Raw genomic sequence first — 18,149 nt, forward strand, 5'->3', positions numbered from 1 at the left:
CGCCCACCCCAAGGAGCCGCCATGCCCCGCGCCGCGCTCTTCGACGTCGACGGCACCCTCACCGACACCACCTACCTGCACGTCCACGCCTGGTGGGAGGCGCTGCGCCAGGCGGGGCACAAGGTGCCCACCGCCACGCTGCACCGTGCCATCGGACTGGGCGGCGGTGACCTGCTCGCACACGTGCTGGGCGAGGGGCGGGACAGCGGCCGGGACGAGGTGATCAGCGCCGCCCACAAGACCCTCTTCGCGACCTGCCACGAGCGGCTCGGCGCCTTGGAGGGCGCCCGGGAACTGCTGCACGCCCTGCACGACCGCGGCTGGCAGCTCGTGCTCGTCACCTCGGCGGTCGGCGGGGAGCTGGCCGCGATGCGCCGGGCCCTGGAGGTGGACGAGCTCATCGCCCACATCGCCAGCGCCGCCGACGTCGAGCGGGGCAAACCGGCCCCAGACCCGGTCGAACACGCCAGGGACCTGGTCGGCGCCGCCCGTGAGCAGACCGTGTTCATCGGCGACTCCGTGTGGGACATGCGGGCCGCCTCCCGCGCCGGGGTCACCGCGCTCGGCGTCCTGTCGGGCGGCATCCCCCGCGCCGACCTGGAGGAGTCGGGCGCCCAGGAGATCTACGAGGGCCCCGCCGACCTGCTCACCCGGCTGGATGAGAGCGCCTACGCCCGACTGGAGCGCGAGACGTGAGGGATGTGCCCCGGCCTCCGGCCCGACCTGCGGAATCGTCCCGCGTAGCCGCCGGTGGTGGTGGGTACCCGGAGCATCCGAACGAGAGGAGGTCACCATGACCGGAGACGGCAGGGACATCCCCGCGGAGGAGGGCGTCACCACCGAGGACGCCGCCGATATGAGCGCGGGGCCCGCCGAGGGCCGGCTTCCGGGCGACCGCGCCGATCGCGGGCAGTGGAACCCGCCCGTGGAGTCCGACCCGCCGCCCCGCGGGCCGGGCCAGGACACCGGCGGCTTCGACACCTCGTTCCTGACGCCCCAGGCGGAGGCCGACGAGGAGTACGCCGAGCCGGGTGACCCGGGCGCGGACCCCGAGCAGCAGGGCATTCCCGACCTGCAGGACGGCACCCCCGAACAGCAGCGGGCCAGCGACCCGCAGCAGGAGGCCGTGCCCGGTGACGAGCCCACGGCCGTCACCCTCGCCGCCCCCACCCCCGCCGAGATGCGCGAGGGCGAGTCCCTGGACGAGCGGCTCGCCGAGGAGCAGCCCGAGGTCTCCGAGCGGGAGGCCGTGTCCGGGCCGCCCGACGAAGCCTCGGGAGACCTGCGCAACGACCCCGAGGCGACCCCGCCACGCCGCCAGGACGTCTACGGACGCCAGACCGGCGACGGCGGCCTGGCCGCCGAGGAGGACGCCATGCGGACCAGGGACGAGGACGAGGTCTGACGCACCGGGGGCCCGGACCGGGCGGGACAGCGGCGAAGGGCGGGACGACCGGTCCCGCCCTTCGACGTGTCCCGGAGCACCGACTGCTCAGCCCGCGCTCACCGGATGCACACGGAAACGCAGCGCGAAGTGGTCGAGAGTGGCGGGCACCGGCGCCGCGGGCCGCAGTTCCGGGTGGGAGGCGAGGGTGTAGCCGTGCCCTTCCAGCAGCGCGGCCAGCAGGGTGCTGACGGTGAACAGCACCAGGTTCTCGCCGGGGCAGCCGGCCGGACCCGAACTGAACGGGACGAGTGCCGGGTTGGCGCGGGCCTGCCGCCCGGTCTCCTCGGTCCACTGGCGGGGCGCGAAGCTGTCGGCGTACGCGCCGGCGGGGTCGGCGCGGTGCAGGTAGGGCGTGTAGAGCGCGAAGACCGTGCCGGCCGGCAACGTGCCGCCCTCCCACGAGGTCTCGGCGGTGCTCTCCCGCAGAATCAGCGGCGTGGTCGGCCACAGCCGTACCGACTCCAGCGCGCAGCCGCGCAGGTAGGGCAGCTCCCGCGGCGCGGCGGGTGTGCCGCCGAGCGCCTCGGCGCGCGCCTGCTCGCCCTCCCGCGGGTGGGTGGCCAGCAGCGCCAGTGCCCGCGCCGCCGCCATGCCCGCCGCGTCGTAGGCGAACAGCCAGTGCGGGATCTGGCCCGCCCGGTCGGTGCCCGTCGCGGCCGGGGTGCCGGCGACCCGCTCGGCGAGGCTGCCGGGCTCCGCGCGGGCGGCGTAGGAGCGCACTCGGGCGAGGAAGGCGCTGCGCAGCCGCTTGCGGCGCGGTCCTGCCAGCGACCAGTTGGCGGCCGAGCGCAGTGCGCCCAACTGCGCCGTGAGTGTCGTGTCGTCCCGTGCGGCGTCGCCCAGCACGATCCGGCGCACCGTGCGCCACCACGCGGCGTCGAAGTCCTCCCAGCGCAGTTGGCCCGACCGTTCGCCCTGGGCCAGCAGCACTGCCGCCTCCTCGCGGATGACGCCGGTCAGCGGCCCCGCCAGGTCGTGCAGCGGCTCCGGCGTCTCCAGCACCTGCTCGACGAACTCCCGCCGCTCGGCGCGCTCCCGCCCCGCTGAGATGAGCACGCCGTGCGGCTGGAACTGCGCCAGGGAGCTGCGTTTCTCCACCGTCGCCGGGCTGAACGGGTCCGGAGTGCCGGCGAGGACGCGTTCCGCGTCGCCGGGGTCCAGCACCATCGCGTACGCACGGCCGCGCACCGTCAGCGGCAGCGGTCCGGAGCCGTGCAGGGCCCGCAGCGCGCGCATCCGCTCCACGCCCCGCCGGTCCCAGCCGGTCCGCTCCAGCAGCGACATGGCGCGCGGCCTGCGCACGATCACTCCGCCCGCCACCACGGGCAGCAGCACGTCGCCCACCACCCCGGCCGCCTGACGGGCACTCAGCGGCGGCAATTCCGTGCCGGGCGCGTCCCGGGGACCCGGCGTGGTGGTGAGGGCGTCGGTCAGTCGCATCTGTCACTCCGCTCGTCGGCGCGCCGGAAGCTCCGGCGGCTTACGGGTGCGTCGTCCTCGCGTGGGCACTGTTCAAAGCGTCGCGGTACCCGCAGGTCACGAGGGGAAACGACGCGCGGGGGCCGCTGCGTGCGGCGTGCGGATCCGCTCCTTTCCCCACCGCTCCCTACCGCGCGCGCTCCGTTTCATGCCGGGCGAGCGGTGGTACCCACTGACCCGTCCGGTCCGCGTGTGCTTCGTTGGGCGAGGGGAGGCGGCCTGATGACGCGTCGGCTGACGGCGGCCCTGGAGGTGGCCGCCTGGTGGGTGGCGCTGGCCGGGCTGTGGCTGGTCCTCATCCAGACGGTCGACGCCCTGGAGTGTGGTGTCGGCGCGGGTGCGGCCCTCCTCGCCGCCTACGGCGGACGGGCAGCCCGCAGGGCGGCGGTGCGGCGGTGAACGGCTGGCTCGCCGCGGCCTGCGCACTGCTCCTCGTCGGTTTCCTGCCCGCCCTGCTGGGCATCTGCACGGGCCCCGTCCGCAGGCGCGTCCTGGCGCAGAACCTCGCCACCGTGCTCGCCGCCCTCGTCATGCTGCTCCTCTCGCAGGGCTACGCACGTCCCTCCTACACGGACATGGCGCTCGTGCTGGCCGTGCTCGGTCCCGTCGGCACACTGGTCTACGAGCGGCTGCTGGGAGAGGAGCTGCGGGCCAGCAGGCCGCGCCCCCTGGTCACCCGGACGATGACCGTGCTCGGCGTGGCGCCCGTGCCCGTGGTGGTGCTGCCGGTGTGCGTGGCGGCCACCCCCGGAAGGACCACGCTGAAACTCCTGTTCATCGGGTGCCTCCTGGTGGCGGGCAGCGCCCTGTGCACCCGGGCGTTGACGACCCCGCCGGGAGGGGGTGGCTCCGATGGGCGGTGACCTGCCCGTCGTGGTGGCACTGCTGCTGGTCGCCGTCGCGGGCACGGCCGCGGTCCTGGCCCGTGACCCGGTGCGTCAGGCCGCCGTCCTGGCGGGGCTCGGGCTGGCGCTCGCCCTGCTGTTCGCCGTGCTGCAGGCCCCCGACGTGGCACTGTCCCAGCTGGCCGTGGGCACCGCGCTCACCCCGCTGATGGTGCTGCTGTCCGTACGCAAGGTGCGGCGCAAAGCGCGCAGCGAACGGCGGGAGGAGCACGAGTGAGCCCGCGCGTACGGATGGCGGTCCTGGCCGCCGGCCTTCTCGGGCTGGCCGCGCTGCTGGGTGCCGCCTTCCTCCAACTGCCCCGGTTCGGCGGCTCCTTCCACCCCTACGGGCGGCACGCCGTCGAGGCCGCGCTCACACGGCACACCTCCAACACCGTCGCCTCCGTCAACTTCGACCAGCGGGCCTTCGACACCCTGGGGGAGCAGGCCATCCTCTTCGGGGCGACCCTCGGCACCGTCGTCATCCTGCGCACGGCCCGCGACGAGCACCGCGTCGAGCCCCAGCCGGCGCTCGTGCCCGCACCGGTGCGCCGTTACGCGCTCGCGGTGCTGCCGCTCACCCTGCTGACGGGGCTGTACGTCGTCGCACACGGGCAGGTCAGCCCCGGTGGCGGGTTCCAGGGCGGCGTGGTGGCCGCGACCGCGCTGCACCTGCTCTACATCGCCATCGACTACCGGGCGCTGCGACGGGTCCGCTCGGTCGCGCTGTTCACCCTCGCCGACGCGGCAGGGGAGGCCGGCTACCTGCTGGTCGGACTGGGCGCACTGCTGTCCGGGGCCGCCTTCTTGCGCAACGTCCTTCCGTACGGCACCACCGGCACGCTCGCCTCAGGGGGCACCGTGCCCCTCCTCAACGCCGCCGTCGGCGTCGAGGTCGCCGCCGCTGTCGTGGTGCTGCTGGCGCAGTTCCTCGACCAGGCCATCGTGATCGAGTCCGCGGACGGCTCGCAGGACGAGGGGCGCGCGCCGCGGGGCGGGGCCAGCGGCCAGACGAACGGGGGACGCACGCCGCAGGGCCGCAAGAGCGCGCCAGGGAGCGAAGGGAGCCGGCCGTGAGCGTCCTGCCGTACCTGGTGGCCGGGTGGCTGTTCCTGGTCGGCTGCTACGGGCTGGCCACCAGCAGGAACCTCATCCACGCCGTGGGGTCGCTCGCCGTCTGCCAGGCCTCCACCTATGTGCTGCTGCTGGCGGTCGGCTACCGGCGCGGCGGTACCGCGCCCGTCTTCTCCGACATCCGGCCGGGCTCGCGCCCCGTCGTCGACCCGGTGGTGCAGGCCCTCACCCTCACCGACGTCGTCGTCGGCGCGACCCTCACGGCGCTGCTGCTGGCGCTGGTCGTGCAGGTCTCCAAGCGCCACGGCACGGTCGACCCCGACGAGTTGCGGGAGCTGCGCGGATGACGGCGGCCCAGGCACTGCCCGTGCTGGTCGCGGGCCCGCTGCTCGGCGCGGCCGTCCTGGTGGCGACGGGACGGTGGCTGCCCCGCTACGTCGCCGACGTCTTCGCCGCCGTCGTCGCCGGCGCCGCCGCCGCACTCGCCGTGGGCGTGCTGGTGGCCACCGCCGACGGCGCCACGCCCGTGGAGTGGGTGGGCGGCCGGCGGCCACGGGACGGCGCCGGGGTGGGCATCGTGCTGGTCGGAGACGGCATCGGGCTCGGTCTCGCCGCGCTGGTCTCCGTGCTGGTGGTCACCGTGCTGCTCTACTCCTGGCGGTTCTTCGACGACCCGCCTCCCCACCAGACCGGCGCCTTTCCCGCGCTGATCCTGGCGTTCCAGGCGGCGATGTGCGGCTTCACCCTGACCGGGGACCTGTTCAACGCCTTCGTCTTCTTCGAACTGATGGGCGTCGTCGCCTACGCGCTGACCGGTTACCGCGTCGAAGAGGCCCGCGCGGTCCAGGGCGCACTCACCTTCGGATTCCTCAACTCCCTGGGCGGCTACGCCACCCTGCTGGGCGTCGGACTGCTGTACGCGCACACGGGACAGCTCGGGCTCGCCCAGATCGGGCAGCACCTGGACGCCGGCGGCGAGGGATCGGGGACGCTGGTGAAAGCGGCGTTCGTCCTGGTGGCGACGGGCTTCCTCGTCAAGGCGGCCGCCGTGCCCTTCCACTTCTGGCTGCCGGACGCGCACACCGTGGCACCCACCCCGGTGTGCATGCTGCTGTCGGGCGTGATGGTGCAGTTGGGCGTCTACGGTGTGGCACGGCTGTACTGGACGGTCTTCGCGGGCAGCGGCGCGCTGCCCGAGGAGGCCGTGCACCGTGCGCTGCTGGCGCTGGGCGTGCTGACCGCCGTCACGGGCGCCCTGCTGTGCTGGCTGCAACGGCACGTCAAGCGGCTGCTGGCCTTCTCCACCATCGCGCACACCGGGCTCTTCCTCGTCGCGCTGGCCGTCCTGACGCCCGAGGCCGTCTCGGGCACCGCGCTGTACGTCCTCGGACACGCCGGGGTCAAGGCCGCGCTGTTCGCGTGCGCGGGGATCCTGGTGGACAGGTTCGGGAGCGTCGACGAACGGGAACTGCACGGCCGGGGCACCCGGTTGCGCCCTGTGGGCGTCCTGTTCACCGTCGGCGGGCTGGCTCTGGCCGGGCTCCCGCCGTTCGGCACCGGGCTGGGCAAGGCGCTCTCGGAGGAGGCGGCGGGCGGGTGGCTGACCGTGCTCTTCGTGGCCGTCTCCGCCGCCACCGGAGGGGCGGTGCTGCGCGTCGCGGGCGGCGTCTTCTTCGGGCTCGGCTCCCCGCCCGCCGACGAGGACAGCCCGCACGCCACGGGACGTCACCGAAAGGACGGCGCGGAACAGCACGAGGACGCGGAGACCACCGGCGCCGACGAGCCCGCGGAGACCAGGCAGAGGGTGACCAGGGCGCCCGACACCATGTTCGCCGCCGCGGCCGCGCTGCTCGCCGCGGGGCTGGCGGTCGGCTGCGTGCCGCCGCTGTGGTCCGCCGTCAGCCGGGCCGCCGACAGCTTCACCGACCACAGCGGCTACGCCATGACGGTCCTGCACGCCACCGAGCAGCAGTTGCCGCACTCCCCGGTGCCGCACTGGTCACCGGCGGGCATCGCGCTGGGCCTTGCGTCGGCCGCGCTCGCCGCGGCCGGGGCCTGGGCGGCCCTGCGGACGGTGCCCAGCGGCGTGCGGCCTGGCTGGTCGCTGCCGCTGCGGCGGCTGCACTCAGGGCATGTCGGCGACTACGTCGCCTGTGCGGTCGCGGGGCTGACCCTGCTGGCCGCGCTGGTGTGGTGAGCCGTACCGGCACGGGCGCACGGCGGACACTCCACCGGGTGGTGAGGGCTCCGCGCGTGCGCCCCCTTTGCGCGCCCCCATAACACACTGCGTACGCACGGTTTCGATGTGTGGCCAAAACTCCTCGTCTCTCCCCTGCGATGAGCTTGTATGTATGGAGCTGCGCCTGTCATGCGGCTATCAGGCACTTAGGGGGGACTCAGAGTGATCCGGGTACTGCTGGTACACGATGTACGCATCCTCAGATGCGGGCTGGCGGCTCTGGTCGGATCGGAACCCGACATGGAGACCGAAGCCGTGTCGGGGAAGGAGGCGACACGCTCCGCGCGCGCACTGAGGGCCGACGTGTGCGTCGCGGACGCCGACGTGACAGGACGCCTGCCGCTCCACGAACTGGCCGGCCCCGCCCGCGCGCCGCACGACCCCCCGGGCTCCGGGCGGGAGGTGCCGCGCCGCCTGCTGGTACTCGTCAGCCAGCACTGCCCCGGAGCGCTGCGCCGGGCACTGGACGCGGGAGCGCGCGGCTTCGTGTGCAAGGACGCACTGCCCGAACAGCTGGTGACGGGCATCCGGCGGGTCGCCGCGGGCGAGCGCTTCGTCGACAACGCGCTGGCCGGCACGGTGCTGCGCGCCTCCGAAGTGCCGCTCAGCGCACGCGAACTGACCGTCCTCTCGGCGGCGGCCGAGGGGGCCGGCATCACCGAGATAGCGCGCCGACTGGGACTCTCGGCCGGCACCGTGCGCAACTACATGTCCGCCATCACCCGCAAGACGGGCGCCCGCAACCGCGTGGACGCCATCCGTATCTCCCAGGGCGCCGGCTGGCTCTGACCCGCGCCGGTATGCTCCCTCCCCGGCCGCCGTGCACGTCGTCCAAGAGCCGGCTGCCCCGCCCTACCCCGTGCGTCCCTCACCCGCGGTCTGCCGTTCGGCGGCGGGCGGGTGCGGGGCCCAGCCGGCGGTCAGGTCGCGGTAGAGCGGAGAGCCGGCCAGCAGTTCGCGGTGCGTGCCGCAGCGGGTGCGGGGGCCGTCCAGCACCAGCACCCGGTCGGCCCGCAGGGCCGAACTGATCCGGTGCGCGATCACCACCAGCGTGCCGCCCCGCTGGGCGAAGGCCGACTCGGCGCGCTCCTCGGCGGCCGGGTCCAACTGGCTGCCCGCCTCGTCGAGAACGGCCAGCGGAGCAGGGGAGAGGTAGGCGCGTGCCAGCGCCACCTGCTGCCGCTCCCCGGCGGAGAGCGCCGCCGCCTCCACCTGCCCCGCCAGGCCGCCGAGCCGCCGAACGAGCGCCTGGGCGCCCACCGCCTCCACGGCGGACGAGAGCGCCGCGTCCGGCAGCGGCGGACAGTGCCCCGGCAGCAGGCAAGAGAGGTTCTCCCGCACGCTCCCGGTGAAGACGTAGGACTCCTGCGGGATCAACACGCGCTGCTCCACGGGCGGCACGCCGTCCGGGGACCCCGTCCCCGTCCCCGTCGCCGTCCTGCCGGACAGCCGCACCTCCCCGTGCGAGGGCCGCAACAGCCCGGCGACCAGCAGCGCGAGGGTCGACTTCCCCGCACCGCTGGGGCCGACGACGGCCAGGTGACCGCCCGCCGGTACCTCCAGATCGAGCCCGCACAGCACCGGCCGCGCCGCCGGACCGTACGCGAAGGAGACGTCGCGCAGCGCCAGCGCGGGCGGCGCTCCGCCGAAGCCACGCGGGGCCGGCACCCGCGAGAAGCCCGGTGCCACCGGCTCCGGTGCCGGAGGGGCCGGCACCACGGGCTCCGGCGCGGCAGGGTCCGGTGCCCCCTGGCGCAGGCGGCCGATCACCACGGTGAGCCGGGCCCCGGCGCCACCCAGCCCGTGCACCAGGCCTTGCAGCGCGGGCAGCAGAGCCTGGGTCAGGTAAGTGAGCGCGCCCGCCAGCTCCCCGGCGCTCACCCCGTGGCGCAGCAGCCAGGGGGCCAGCGCCAGCAGCAGCACGAGGGGCAGCCGTCCGCCCAGCCCCAGCGCCACCGCCCGGGCGATTCCCCAGTACGCGAGCGCGTCGGCGGCGCGCCGCTCCGCGTCGACGCGTCGGCGCAGCGCCCCTCGCACCGTCTGCCGCGCGCCGCAGGCGGCCACGTCCCGCAGCGCACGCACCGCGGTTCCCGCCTCGGTGGCCAGTTCCTCGTCGGCCACCAGGAAGTCCCGCTGCCGCCGGGCCAGTGGGCGCAGTGTCACCGCGAAAACGATCAGACCCGCGGCCAGCGGTGGCAGGACGACCAGCAGCAGTGGGGGCGCCAGTGCCGCCAGGCCCGCGAGCGTCCCGGCGAGGCTGACGGCGAAGGAACGGGAGACCATGACCACGCCCGCGAAGCTGTCCCGGGCGATCTCTACCTGGTGCGTGAGCCGGGAGACGGAAGAGGTACCGGCGTCGCCGCTGCCGCGCCCCGGTGCGACCGTGGCCGTGACCGCCTCGCACAGGCCGCGTTCCACCACACGGCGCACCAGCGTGTCGCGCAGCGGCTCGGCCAGCGCGGCCACCTGGCGGTAGACCCGCGCCGTGCCCAGGGCTCCCACCAGCAGCCCGAGCCCCGCGGCGGCCAGCCACCACAGCCCGGTGGCCGGGCGTCCCGCGAGGAAACCCGCGTCCAGCGCGCGGGCCAGCGCGAAGCCCAGCGCGAAGGTGTGGGCCGCCTCCAGCACCGACCAGCCTGCCAGCGCCCACAGCGCCGCCGGACGGCGCCGCAGGAAGCGCAGCCCCGCACGCACCAGCCCCGGTCGCGGCGGCCCCGGTCGCGGCGGTGCCGCTCGCCGCGCTGTCCCTCGCACCCGTGCGGGGCCCCGGCGGTGCCTTCCGCGGCGCGCGGGCAGCGGCGGCGCGGGCCGTTCCCGCGGGTCACTCATCGGCCCCGCTCCCGAACAGTGCCCGGTAGGCGGGCGTCTTCCACAAGTGCTCGTGGGGGGCGACCGCACGGATCCGGCCACCCTCCAGCCACGCGGTCAGGTCCGCTCGGGCGGCCGTCGAGGCCCGGTGCGCGACGACCAGCCGGGTGCGCGCCCCCTCGCCCGTGCGCGTCAGCGCCCGCGTCACCTTCAGTTCCGTCACGGTGTCCAGGCTGGAGGTGGCGTCGTCCAGGATCAGCACACGGGCGTCCTGGGCGAACGCGCGTGCCAGGCCGACGCGTTGTACCTCACCGCCGGACAGTGGCGCCGCTTCCGGCGGAGTGTCGTAGCCGTGGGGGAGGGTACGGACGAAGTCGTCGGCGCAGGCCATGGCCGCCGCGTGGGTCACCCGCGCCCCCGGTGGCCCGTGTCCGGCGGGGACGCCCGCCGCGATGGCCTCGCCCACCGTCGCGCCGAAGAGCACGGGACGCTCGAACGCGAAAGCGACGGCGCGCCGCAGTTGCGCGGACGTCAGGTCGGCCAGGTCGACGCCGTCCAGCAGCACCCGCCCGGCGTCCGGCTCGGCGAGCCGCCCCGCGACCGCCGCCAGCAGCGACTTGCCCGAACCCGAGCGGCCGACCACGGCCACGGTGGCTCCGGCGGGCACCACCAGGTCCACGTCCCGCAGCACCGGCTCGTCCCCGTACGAGGCGTGCACACCGCGCAACTCGAGCCGACCCCCGCGGGACCTGGCGGTGGCCTCAGGCAGCACGAGGTGCCCCTCGCGCAGCGCGGGCACGGCCAGCACCTGGGCCAGCCGCAGGGCGGCCGTGCGGCTGCGTACCAGCGCGTTGAGCTGTCCGACCAGCGTGCCCACACCCGCCGCGAGCGCCGCGTACCGTGTGGCGGCGACCAGCCCGCCCACGCTCAGCTCCCCCTCGCCCACCAGCAGACCGCCGACCGCCACCACGGCGATCTGGAGGAGCGGCACCAGCACCGCCGCCTGCGCGGTGGCCCGCCCCTGGACGCGCCACGTGCGGTGCCCGTGCTCGGACAGTTCGGCCAACGGCTCCAGCACGCGGGCGCGTTCCCGACGCTCGATGCCCGCCGCCGCGATGGTGCGGGCCCCCGACAGCGCCTCGAGAAGCCGTCCCGCGATCCGCGCCTGTGCTTCCTGGTAGCGGCTGACACACGCCGTGGACGTCCGGGAGAACGCCCGCAGCAGCAGCACGAGCAGCGGCGTTCCCGCCGCGAAGACGGCGGCGAGCCGCAGGTCGAGCAGGGCCAGCGCGACGAGACCGCCCACCGGCGTGACCAGCGCCGCCAGCGCGGAGGCGGCACCGGCGGGTCCCGTGCCCGCGTGCGCGGCGTTGCCCGTGCAGCGGGTCACCAGGTCCCCTGGGGAGAAGCGGCCGGACCGCAGTGGGGAGACGGCCAGCAGGTGCCCGGCGATCCTGGAGCGCAGCCGCGCGGTCGTACGGGAGTTGAGCGTGCCGGTCAGGACCGTCTCGGCGGCGTCCAGGACGACCAGCGCGCAGGTGAGCGCGGCGCACACCGCGAGCCAGCCGTCCACGCCCGTGCCGCTCGCCGCCGTGCCGTCCACGCCGGCGCTCCCCGATCCTGTGCTCCCCGCGCCCTGGCCCGTGCCGGCTCCGTCCCCGGCACTGGTCAGCAGCAGGTCGAGGGTGTGTCCGAGCGCGGCGGGCAGCGCCAGTGAGGCGCCTGCCGCCGCCGTCGCGGACAGGAAGAGGGCCACCGTGCGCCACCGGTGACGGCGCCCCTCGGCGAACAGCAGCCGGTCGGCCTCGGCGTGCGGGCCGCCGGGGCGCCCGGCGGCCGCGGGGCGGGGCGGTGCGGTCCGCGGCCCGGAGACAGGGGAGTGCTCCTGGGCGGGGACAGAGCCCCGCCCAGGAGCACCGGGTGTGTGTGTCACCCGGTCACAGGCACAGGAGCGTGCTGTGGGAGCTGTGCTTGTCGCACAGGAGGAGGCTCGCGCTGCTGTCGTCGCCGCCGCCGGTCCGCTCCTCGGGCTCCAGCGTCTGCAGGTCGAGAAGTGCCATCGTGGTGTTCCTTCCCCTTCGGGTGATCGGTGTGTGTTACAGGGACGGTGGTGCTTCGGTACGGCCTTTGTCCCCAAGGCCGGTCTGTGGGCCGCCGCCGGGCGCGTGGGCGCCGTCGGACAGCGGGCTGGGGGCGCCCGTCACGGGCGGGAGGAACGGCAGGCTCGGCGGCGTCCGGCCGCAGCGGACGGCCGCGGCGGCGCCGACCGCGAGCAGACAGCCCGCCGTGCCGGTCGCCAGGTCCATCGACAGCCGCATCATCTGGTCGCCGGGGAAGGCGAGTCCGCCCCCGTACGCCATGCCGTACCAGCCGAGCCCGGCGAGCTGGGCCGCACGGTCGCCCTCGGTGACGTGGGGGGTCGCGGTCCTGCTCAGGTGCAGCAGCATGCCCGCGCGCCCCTGGAAGAGCCCCGGCTGTGCGTAGTACCGCATCCGGGCGGCGGGCAGGATGCCCGCGCGGGCCCGTGCGAACGCCGTGTGGCCTGGGCGGTGTGCGAGGAAGTCGTCGAGGACCATGGCGATGCCCACGCTGCCCGCGCCCAGGTACGGCATGGTGCGGCGTCCCTCGTCCACCTGCCAGGTCCCCGCGCTGTCCTGCACGCAGCGCGCCAGATCCCGGGCGAGCGCACGTTCCGCCAGGTCGAGCAGCGCGGGCTCGCCGTGCCGTTCGTACAGCCGCAGGAAGAGCAGCGCCGCTCCGGTCGCCCCGTGCAGCAGCCCGGCCCTGTCGGCTCCTGGCCGGCCGTCGTCCGGCTCCTCCAGCCGCTGGGCGAGCAGCCGCGCGGCCTCGGCGGCGCAGCTGTGCAACCCCTCCTCGCCGGTCTGCTCGGCGAGCCGGCCGAAAGCGAGGCCCAGCCCGGCGAGACCGCCGAACAGGGAACCGCTCAGCCGCTGCCACTTCTCATCCAGCACCCGCTCTGTCAACTCCAGGGCGCGCTTGGTGTGCCCGGCGCGTGCCAGGACGAGCGCCACCCCCGGCAGCCCGTCGTAGAGACCCAGCGGGGTGCCGCGCGGCGGGGGATCGGTGTGCCGCAGCAGCCACTCCTCGCCCTCGTACCAGCGGCCGGCTTCCGTCTCGGCGAGCGCGTGGAGCACCCCGGCCGCGCCGTACGCGAGACCCAGGCCGCCGCCGTCGCCGAACTGGGCGATGTCGCCGGGGAAGAGGCGGTCGTCACGCCCGGGCGTCGCGGAGGCGAGCACGGCCTCGGCCATCGCCTCCCGCGCGGCGGGCCAGTCGCCGGGCCCCCCGGGCGCGCCGACGGCGGGCACGAGAGCCGCCACGGAGGTGAGGGAACGGGAGGCGGCCGGGGCACCGCTGTCCGCGCGGCTGTCTCCCTCCGCGCGGGCTCCTCCCTCCGTGCGGGCTTTCCCCTCCGCGCGGGCTCCTCCCTCCGTGCGGGCTTTCCCCTCCGCGCGGGTGTCGTCTTTCGCGCCGCGGGTGCCGCCCTCCGCGCGGGCGTCGCTTGCCGGGTGTGAGCCCACCGCCACGTGCGCGTCGGGTCCCTCGATGGTGGCGACCGCCTCGGCCAGGAAGTCCTCGGGGATGCCGGGGAACTGCTCGGCGGCGATCCGCGCCAGGTGCCGGGCCTTGCCCCGGTCGATGGCCAGCAGCGTCGTCATCGGCAGGAACAGGGCGAGCGCGAGACAGGCCAGCGCGTAGCGGTCGATGTCGTAGCGGCTGCGGTCGGCGGGCGCGATGAAGCCGGGATGGGCGACGATCTGCCGTGGATCGTCCTCGGCGCGCGCCGCCGCCTCGAAGTCCAGCAGCGTCACCGTCTGCTCGTCGGGCGCCAGCATGATGTTGAACATGTGCAGGTCGTTGAAGACGATGCCCCGCGCGTGCACCGCCTCGACGGCCTCGGTGACCAGCCGGTGGACGCGCAGCGCCCACGCGGTGTGGCGGGACACCGCCTCGGGATCCGGGTCGGCGCTCAACAGCGGGTGCCGCTTGGCGAAGAAGGAGTTGAGGGGCTGACCCGGCACCTCCTCCATGACCAGGAACCGGTGCCCGTCCACCTCCAGCCAGTCCTTGAGAGCCGGCACCACCGGCAGCCCGGCGAGCTGGTCGAGTGCCGCCTTCTCGCGCTCGAGACGCGCGACCGCGTCGGCGCCGTCGGCGGCGAGCCCGGCGTGCGGCCTGGCCTCCTTGAGGACGACCCGGCTGCCGTCACGGGTGTCAGAGCCGCCGTAGACGCCGCCGCCGTTGGAGAAGTGCAGCGCCTTGTCGATGCGGTACGGCAGTTCCGCGACGGTCGCCGAGTCGCGGGCCGCCAGTTCGGGACGGAGAAAGGCGGGCAACTCCACCCCGTCCGGCACCCGGAAGGCGGGGTCCTTGCGGTCGGGTATCAGGTTGCCGTGCGCGTCCTCCACCGCGGGGACGAGCCGGCCGTGGGGGTCGACGCAGAACCGGGGGGCGAATCCGCCGTAGCGCACGTACAACGGGCCCTGACGCCAGCGCAGGTCGGTGAGAATGTAGGGGCCAGGTCTGGAGTGCAGCTTCTCACCCAATTCCCGCACCACCATTTCGAGCTGGCTTTCGTCGGCGGGATAAATGGTGGCGAATTTCCCGCTGGTGCCGCGCCCGGCATATTTCGCGTTGCGCAGGTAGAGAAGTGTGCGATGCGGAACATATTTGAAGGGAATGTTCCGCAAAACGCAGTAGTCCCAGACGGCCTCGCCGATCTCGTTCGCGTTCCACAGGGTGGCCGACGCGTGGATCTTCCAGCCCTGGAGTGGGAACGTGCCGGTCAGCGGCCGCAACTCCAGCCAGTCACCGGACCGGGTGCTGCGCCAGCCCGCGGGGACGGGGCGGTGCGAGACGGCGAACGCTCCCGGGTCCTTTGCGGTTTCCCCCTCGCGGGACGCGGACGCGGAATCCGACAAGCGTTCTGGTGTGTCATAGAAATGCCGGTTCGCGAGACAGAATATCTCGTACCGCTTGTCCATCGTTCCCCTCCCCTGCGAAGCACGGACCAAGCGTGCAGCACGGGGAGGGGAAAGGGGTAGTCAGTTCTGTCATGAATACGCAGTGAGGAACGCACGGGTAACCCGGGCACGGCCCCCCACGGAAGTCCCCACGCACGTCCCCGCGGAAGTCGTCAGGTTCCGACGCCTGGCCCGGCGGCACCGAGCCCCAGGTCGCCGCCCGGTGCGGCCGCGAAGTGCCGGGCGACCTCCGCCTCGCCGACCTCGTCCAGCGTGCCGGGCGACCAGCGCGGCCTGCGGTCCTTGTCGATGATCTGGGCCCGCACCCCCTCGGTCAGGTCGGGTGAGGACAGCGCCGCCACGGAGGTGCGGTACTCCTGGTCGAGCACCTCCTCCAGCGAGGACAGCCCACGGGCGCGGCGCAGCGCGGCGAGCGTGACCTTCAACGAGGTGGGCGACTTCCCCTCTATCGCCACGGCCGCCTCCTTGGCGGCCGTCGAGCCGCTGCTGCGCAGGCGGTGCAGGATCTCGGCCACGTCGTCCGCGCCGTAGCAGTCATCGATCCACGTCCGGTGCCGCGCCAGAGTCCCCTCGGGCGCGGGCTCGGCGAACTCCTCCAGCGCCTGGGCGGGCGCGGCCTCCGCGAGCGCAGCGGCGAAGGAGTCCAGCCGGCCGGCGGGCACGAAGTGGTCGGCGAGCCCGCACAGCAGCGCGTCGCCCGCACCCACCGCGCCGGCCGTCAGTGCCAGGTGCGTGCCCAGCTCGCCCGGCGCCCGCGACAGCAACCAGGTTCCGCCCACGTCCGGTACGAACCCGATGGTCGTCTCCGGCATGGCGACCTTCGCCCGCTCCGTGACGACCCGCACCCCGCCGTGCGCCGACAGGCCCACACCGCCGCCCATGACCACACCGTCCATGAGAGCGACATACGGTTTGGGGTAGCGGGCGATACGCGCGTTGAGCCGGTACTCCTCGGCCCAGAACCGCGCCGAGTCGGCGCCGCCGCCGCGGCGTACGTCGTCGTGGATCGCCCGGATGTCCGCGCCCGCGCACAGGCCGCGCTCACCCGCTCCGCCGAGGACGACGGCCGCCACCCCCGGGTCGTGCTCCCAGGCGTCGAGTGCCTCGGCGATGCGCCGGATCATCTCCACATTGAGGGAGTTGAGCGCGTGCGGCCGGTTGAGCAGCAGGCGCCCGACGCGGCCGTCTTCGCGGACGAGGACGGGCGGTTCGGTCTCGGACATGGACACGGGGCTCCTTCGCACGCGACGACGGTGGACGCTCTCGCGGGCCACCGTACGTGGCACGCCGCGGCACCACCGTCGCCCCCTCGCCACGGGGTGTGCGGCGCGGCGCACCGTGCTCCCCGGAGGGGCGCGCCCGGCCCCGCCTAGGTCGGCGCCGGGGCGCTACCGCGGCGGCTCCTGGTCCGAACCTGCCCGGATGCGCACACGAGTCACCGGCAAAGAGGCGCTTTACACCTCGGAAACGGCGAAGCGCACGGCCGCCGGAAACCGAACGGAGATCTCACCACGGCCTCCGGGCGCCGCTTGCGCGCGCTGCGGCCGGCCCGGGGGACCGGGCCGGCCGCTCACGGGACGGGGGACTGGGCCGGCCGCTCTCGGGACGGGGGACCGGGCCGGCTGCTCACGCGCGGGTCTGGCCGGGGAGAGTGGCGTCGGGGACCGCGCCCCCGGTGCCCGGCTCCAGTTGCCAGGCGCCCGCCAGTAGCTCCTCGACCAGTTCGTCCAGCTCCAGGCGGCGCTCCACCCGCCGCAGGTCCGTCACCCGGGCGCTGGTGGTGACCTGGCGGGGGGCGAGCAGCGCACAGCAGTCCTCGTCGGGCAGCACGGAGACGTCGGCGGTGCCCAGGGCGCGGGCCTCGTCGATGATCTCCTGCTTCTCCCAGCCCAGCAGCGGGCGCAGCAGCGGCAGCGCCGCCGCCTCGTCCACGGCCGCCAGGTTCGCCACCGTCTGGCTGGCCACCTGCCCCAGGCTGTCGCCCGTCACCAGCGCGTCGGCGCCCAGCCGCTGTCCGAGTGCGCTCGCCGTACGCGCCATCAGCCTGCGCTGCGCCACCACCTGGAACCGTCCGGCGCCCGCGACGGCCAGCTGCTTTTGCGCCTTGCCCAGCGGAACCACCCACAGGGTGCGGCCCGGCTGGAACCTGTTGAGTTCCCGCGCGAGCGCGTAGGCCTTGTAGACCGAGGCGGCGTCCGTGTACGGCGCGCCGGTGAAGTGGACGTAGTCGCAGGCCAGCCCGCGCCGCATGGCGCGGTAGGCGGCGACGGGGGAGTCGTAGCCCCCCGAGAGCAGGGCCAGTGCCCGGCCGCTGGAGCCCACCGGCAGCCCGCCCTGCCCCCGCAGCCGCCTCCAGGACAGGTAGCTGCCCTTCCTGTCCACCTCCACGGTCAGCTCCACGTCGGGGGAGGAGAGGTCGACCCGCGCCCCCGTCCGGGCGCACACCCGTTCGCCGATGGCCGCCGCGAGCACCGAGGACGTGAGCGGAAAGGACTTGTCCCGCCGCTTCGCGCGCACCGCGAAGCTGAGCGTCCCACGGCCGCCGCTGTGCTCTTGCCAGGCCCGGCGCAGCGCCCGCACGGCGTGGTCGCCGATGGTCTCCACGCTGCTGCCCACCCGCACCGCCGGCTGTACGAGGTTGAAGCCGATCACGCGGCGCACGCTCTCCACGAGCGTGTCGAGGCCGGGCCCGCCGCCCACCGTCGTGACGCTGCGGCCCCTCTCCACCCACGTCTCGCCGGGCAGCTGACGCAGCGCGTGCCGCAGGTTGTCGTGCAGCAGCTCCTCGAAGCGTGCGCGGTTGCGGCCACGGAGAAAGACCTCACCGTGCTTGAGCAGGACGCACTCCACCGCGTCGGCGTCCGGCGCCGCGTACGCGTGCGCCGCTGCTCCGGCGGGCGCGCGCTCCGGCACGGTCGTGGTCCGGATCGCGCCCGCGTCGTCGTGCGGATGTCCCTCGGGGGCGGGACGGGGCCCATGGATCGTCACGGAACTTCCCTCCTGCCCGACAGGCTATGCGACCCCCCTGGCATGCCTCACCGCTCCCTCGTCCAGCTCGGCAGGGGCGGGGGCGCCGAGCGGCAGGTGCGGCCCCTCGCGCGGCGGGCCGGGGTGAGGAGGACCACTCTCCTCGCCCCGCGGAGGCTGACTAGAGTCCTTCGAGGTGCCGCACGCGCCGGTGGAACGAGCGCCGCCCCGGGGCCCGTCGGCGC

At 74.9% G+C, this 18,149-nt stretch carries 16 protein-coding genes; 9 read left to right on the forward strand and 7 right to left on the reverse strand.

Annotated features, from left to right (window positions below; translation table 11 throughout):
- Window positions 1-21 precede the first annotated feature (21 nt).
- Both MMF93_RS30020 and MMF93_RS30025 read left to right on the forward strand, forming a co-directional pair.
- Window positions 22-696, forward strand: a complete 675-nt coding sequence (locus MMF93_RS30020; RefSeq protein ID WP_242756308.1) for an HAD family hydrolase — start codon at window positions 22-24, stop codon at window positions 694-696.
- 97 nt (window positions 697-793) lie between these two features.
- Complete coding sequence (locus MMF93_RS30025) at window positions 794-1,405, forward strand: hypothetical protein (RefSeq protein WP_242756309.1); 612 nt, start codon at window positions 794-796, stop codon at window positions 1,403-1,405.
- Window positions 1,406-1,492: 87 nt separating this feature from the next.
- Here the strand turns inward: MMF93_RS30025 and MMF93_RS30030 are convergent, their stop codons facing one another.
- On the reverse strand, window positions 1,493-2,887 hold the full coding sequence (locus MMF93_RS30030) for a cytochrome P450 (RefSeq protein ID WP_242756310.1): 1,395 nt from the start codon (window positions 2,885-2,887) through the stop codon (window positions 1,493-1,495).
- 261 nt (window positions 2,888-3,148) lie between these two features.
- Here MMF93_RS30030 and MMF93_RS30035 point away from each other — a divergent pair, with 261 nt between their 5' ends.
- From MMF93_RS30035 to MMF93_RS30065, 7 genes are all read left to right on the forward strand, one after another.
- Window positions 3,149-3,325: a hypothetical protein gene (locus tag MMF93_RS30035; RefSeq protein ID WP_242756311.1), complete on the forward strand. Its 177-nt coding sequence runs from the start codon at window positions 3,149-3,151 to the stop codon at window positions 3,323-3,325.
- The gene (locus MMF93_RS30040; protein WP_242756312.1) at window positions 3,322-3,789 is read left to right on the forward strand and encodes a monovalent cation/H+ antiporter complex subunit F; all 468 of its coding nucleotides are present in this window, start codon (window positions 3,322-3,324) and stop codon (window positions 3,787-3,789) included. Before MMF93_RS30035 ends, MMF93_RS30040 begins: the two co-directional genes overlap by 4 nt.
- Window positions 3,779-4,048 (forward strand): DUF4040 domain-containing protein, encoded by a 270-nt coding sequence (locus tag MMF93_RS30045; RefSeq protein ID WP_114022466.1) that lies wholly within the window; start codon window positions 3,779-3,781, stop codon window positions 4,046-4,048. The genes MMF93_RS30040 and MMF93_RS30045 overlap by 11 nt, the downstream gene beginning before the upstream one ends.
- Window positions 4,045-4,887: an MnhB domain-containing protein gene (locus tag MMF93_RS30050; RefSeq protein ID WP_242756313.1), complete on the forward strand. Its 843-nt coding sequence runs from the start codon at window positions 4,045-4,047 to the stop codon at window positions 4,885-4,887. The genes MMF93_RS30045 and MMF93_RS30050 overlap by 4 nt, the downstream gene beginning before the upstream one ends.
- Window positions 4,884-5,231 (forward strand): sodium:proton antiporter, encoded by a 348-nt coding sequence (locus tag MMF93_RS30055; RefSeq protein ID WP_242756314.1) that lies wholly within the window; start codon window positions 4,884-4,886, stop codon window positions 5,229-5,231. Before MMF93_RS30050 ends, MMF93_RS30055 begins: the two co-directional genes overlap by 4 nt.
- A complete protein-coding gene (locus tag MMF93_RS30060) occupies window positions 5,228-7,081 on the forward strand; it encodes a complex I subunit 5 family protein (protein WP_242756315.1) in 1,854 nt (617 codons plus the stop codon). Before MMF93_RS30055 ends, MMF93_RS30060 begins: the two co-directional genes overlap by 4 nt.
- A gap of 204 nt (window positions 7,082-7,285) precedes the next feature.
- Entirely contained in the window at window positions 7,286-7,912 is a 627-nt protein-coding gene (locus MMF93_RS30065; protein ID WP_242756316.1) for a response regulator transcription factor, read from the forward strand.
- Window positions 7,913-7,975: 63 nt separating this feature from the next.
- Here MMF93_RS30065 and MMF93_RS30070 read toward each other — a convergent pair whose 3' ends face one another.
- The 6 genes from MMF93_RS30070 to thiI all read right to left on the reverse strand — a co-directional run bounded on the left by MMF93_RS30070 (window position 7,976) and on the right by thiI (window position 17,787).
- Window positions 7,976-9,952, reverse strand: a complete 1,977-nt coding sequence (locus tag MMF93_RS30070) for an ATP-binding cassette domain-containing protein (RefSeq protein ID WP_423835552.1) — start codon at window positions 9,950-9,952, stop codon at window positions 7,976-7,978.
- Window positions 9,945-11,864, reverse strand: coding sequence for an ABC transporter ATP-binding protein (locus tag MMF93_RS30075; protein ID WP_242756318.1), 1,920 nt, complete (start codon window positions 11,862-11,864; stop codon window positions 9,945-9,947). Before MMF93_RS30075 ends, MMF93_RS30070 begins: the two co-directional genes overlap by 8 nt.
- Before the next feature lie 4 nt (window positions 11,865-11,868).
- The gene (locus MMF93_RS30080) at window positions 11,869-11,991 is read right to left on the reverse strand and encodes a SapB/AmfS family lanthipeptide (RefSeq protein ID WP_114014651.1); all 123 of its coding nucleotides are present in this window, start codon (window positions 11,989-11,991) and stop codon (window positions 11,869-11,871) included.
- Window positions 11,992-12,027: 36 nt separating this feature from the next.
- Entirely contained in the window at window positions 12,028-14,937 is a 2,910-nt protein-coding gene (gene lanKC, locus MMF93_RS30085; RefSeq protein WP_242756319.1) for a class III lanthionine synthetase LanKC, read from the reverse strand.
- Between the two features lie 152 nt (window positions 14,938-15,089).
- Window positions 15,090-16,160: an enoyl-CoA hydratase/isomerase family protein gene (locus MMF93_RS30090; protein ID WP_242756320.1), complete on the reverse strand. Its 1,071-nt coding sequence runs from the start codon at window positions 16,158-16,160 to the stop codon at window positions 15,090-15,092.
- Between the two features lie 403 nt (window positions 16,161-16,563).
- Complete coding sequence (gene thiI, locus MMF93_RS30095; protein WP_242757853.1) at window positions 16,564-17,787, reverse strand: tRNA uracil 4-sulfurtransferase ThiI; 1,224 nt, start codon at window positions 17,785-17,787, stop codon at window positions 16,564-16,566.
- Window positions 17,788-18,149: the final 362 nt, after the last annotated feature.

The organism is Streptomyces tubbatahanensis, from assembly GCF_022699385.1.
In the GTDB taxonomy this organism is placed as follows: Bacteria; Actinomycetota; Actinomycetes; order Streptomycetales; family Streptomycetaceae; genus Streptomyces; species Streptomyces diacarni.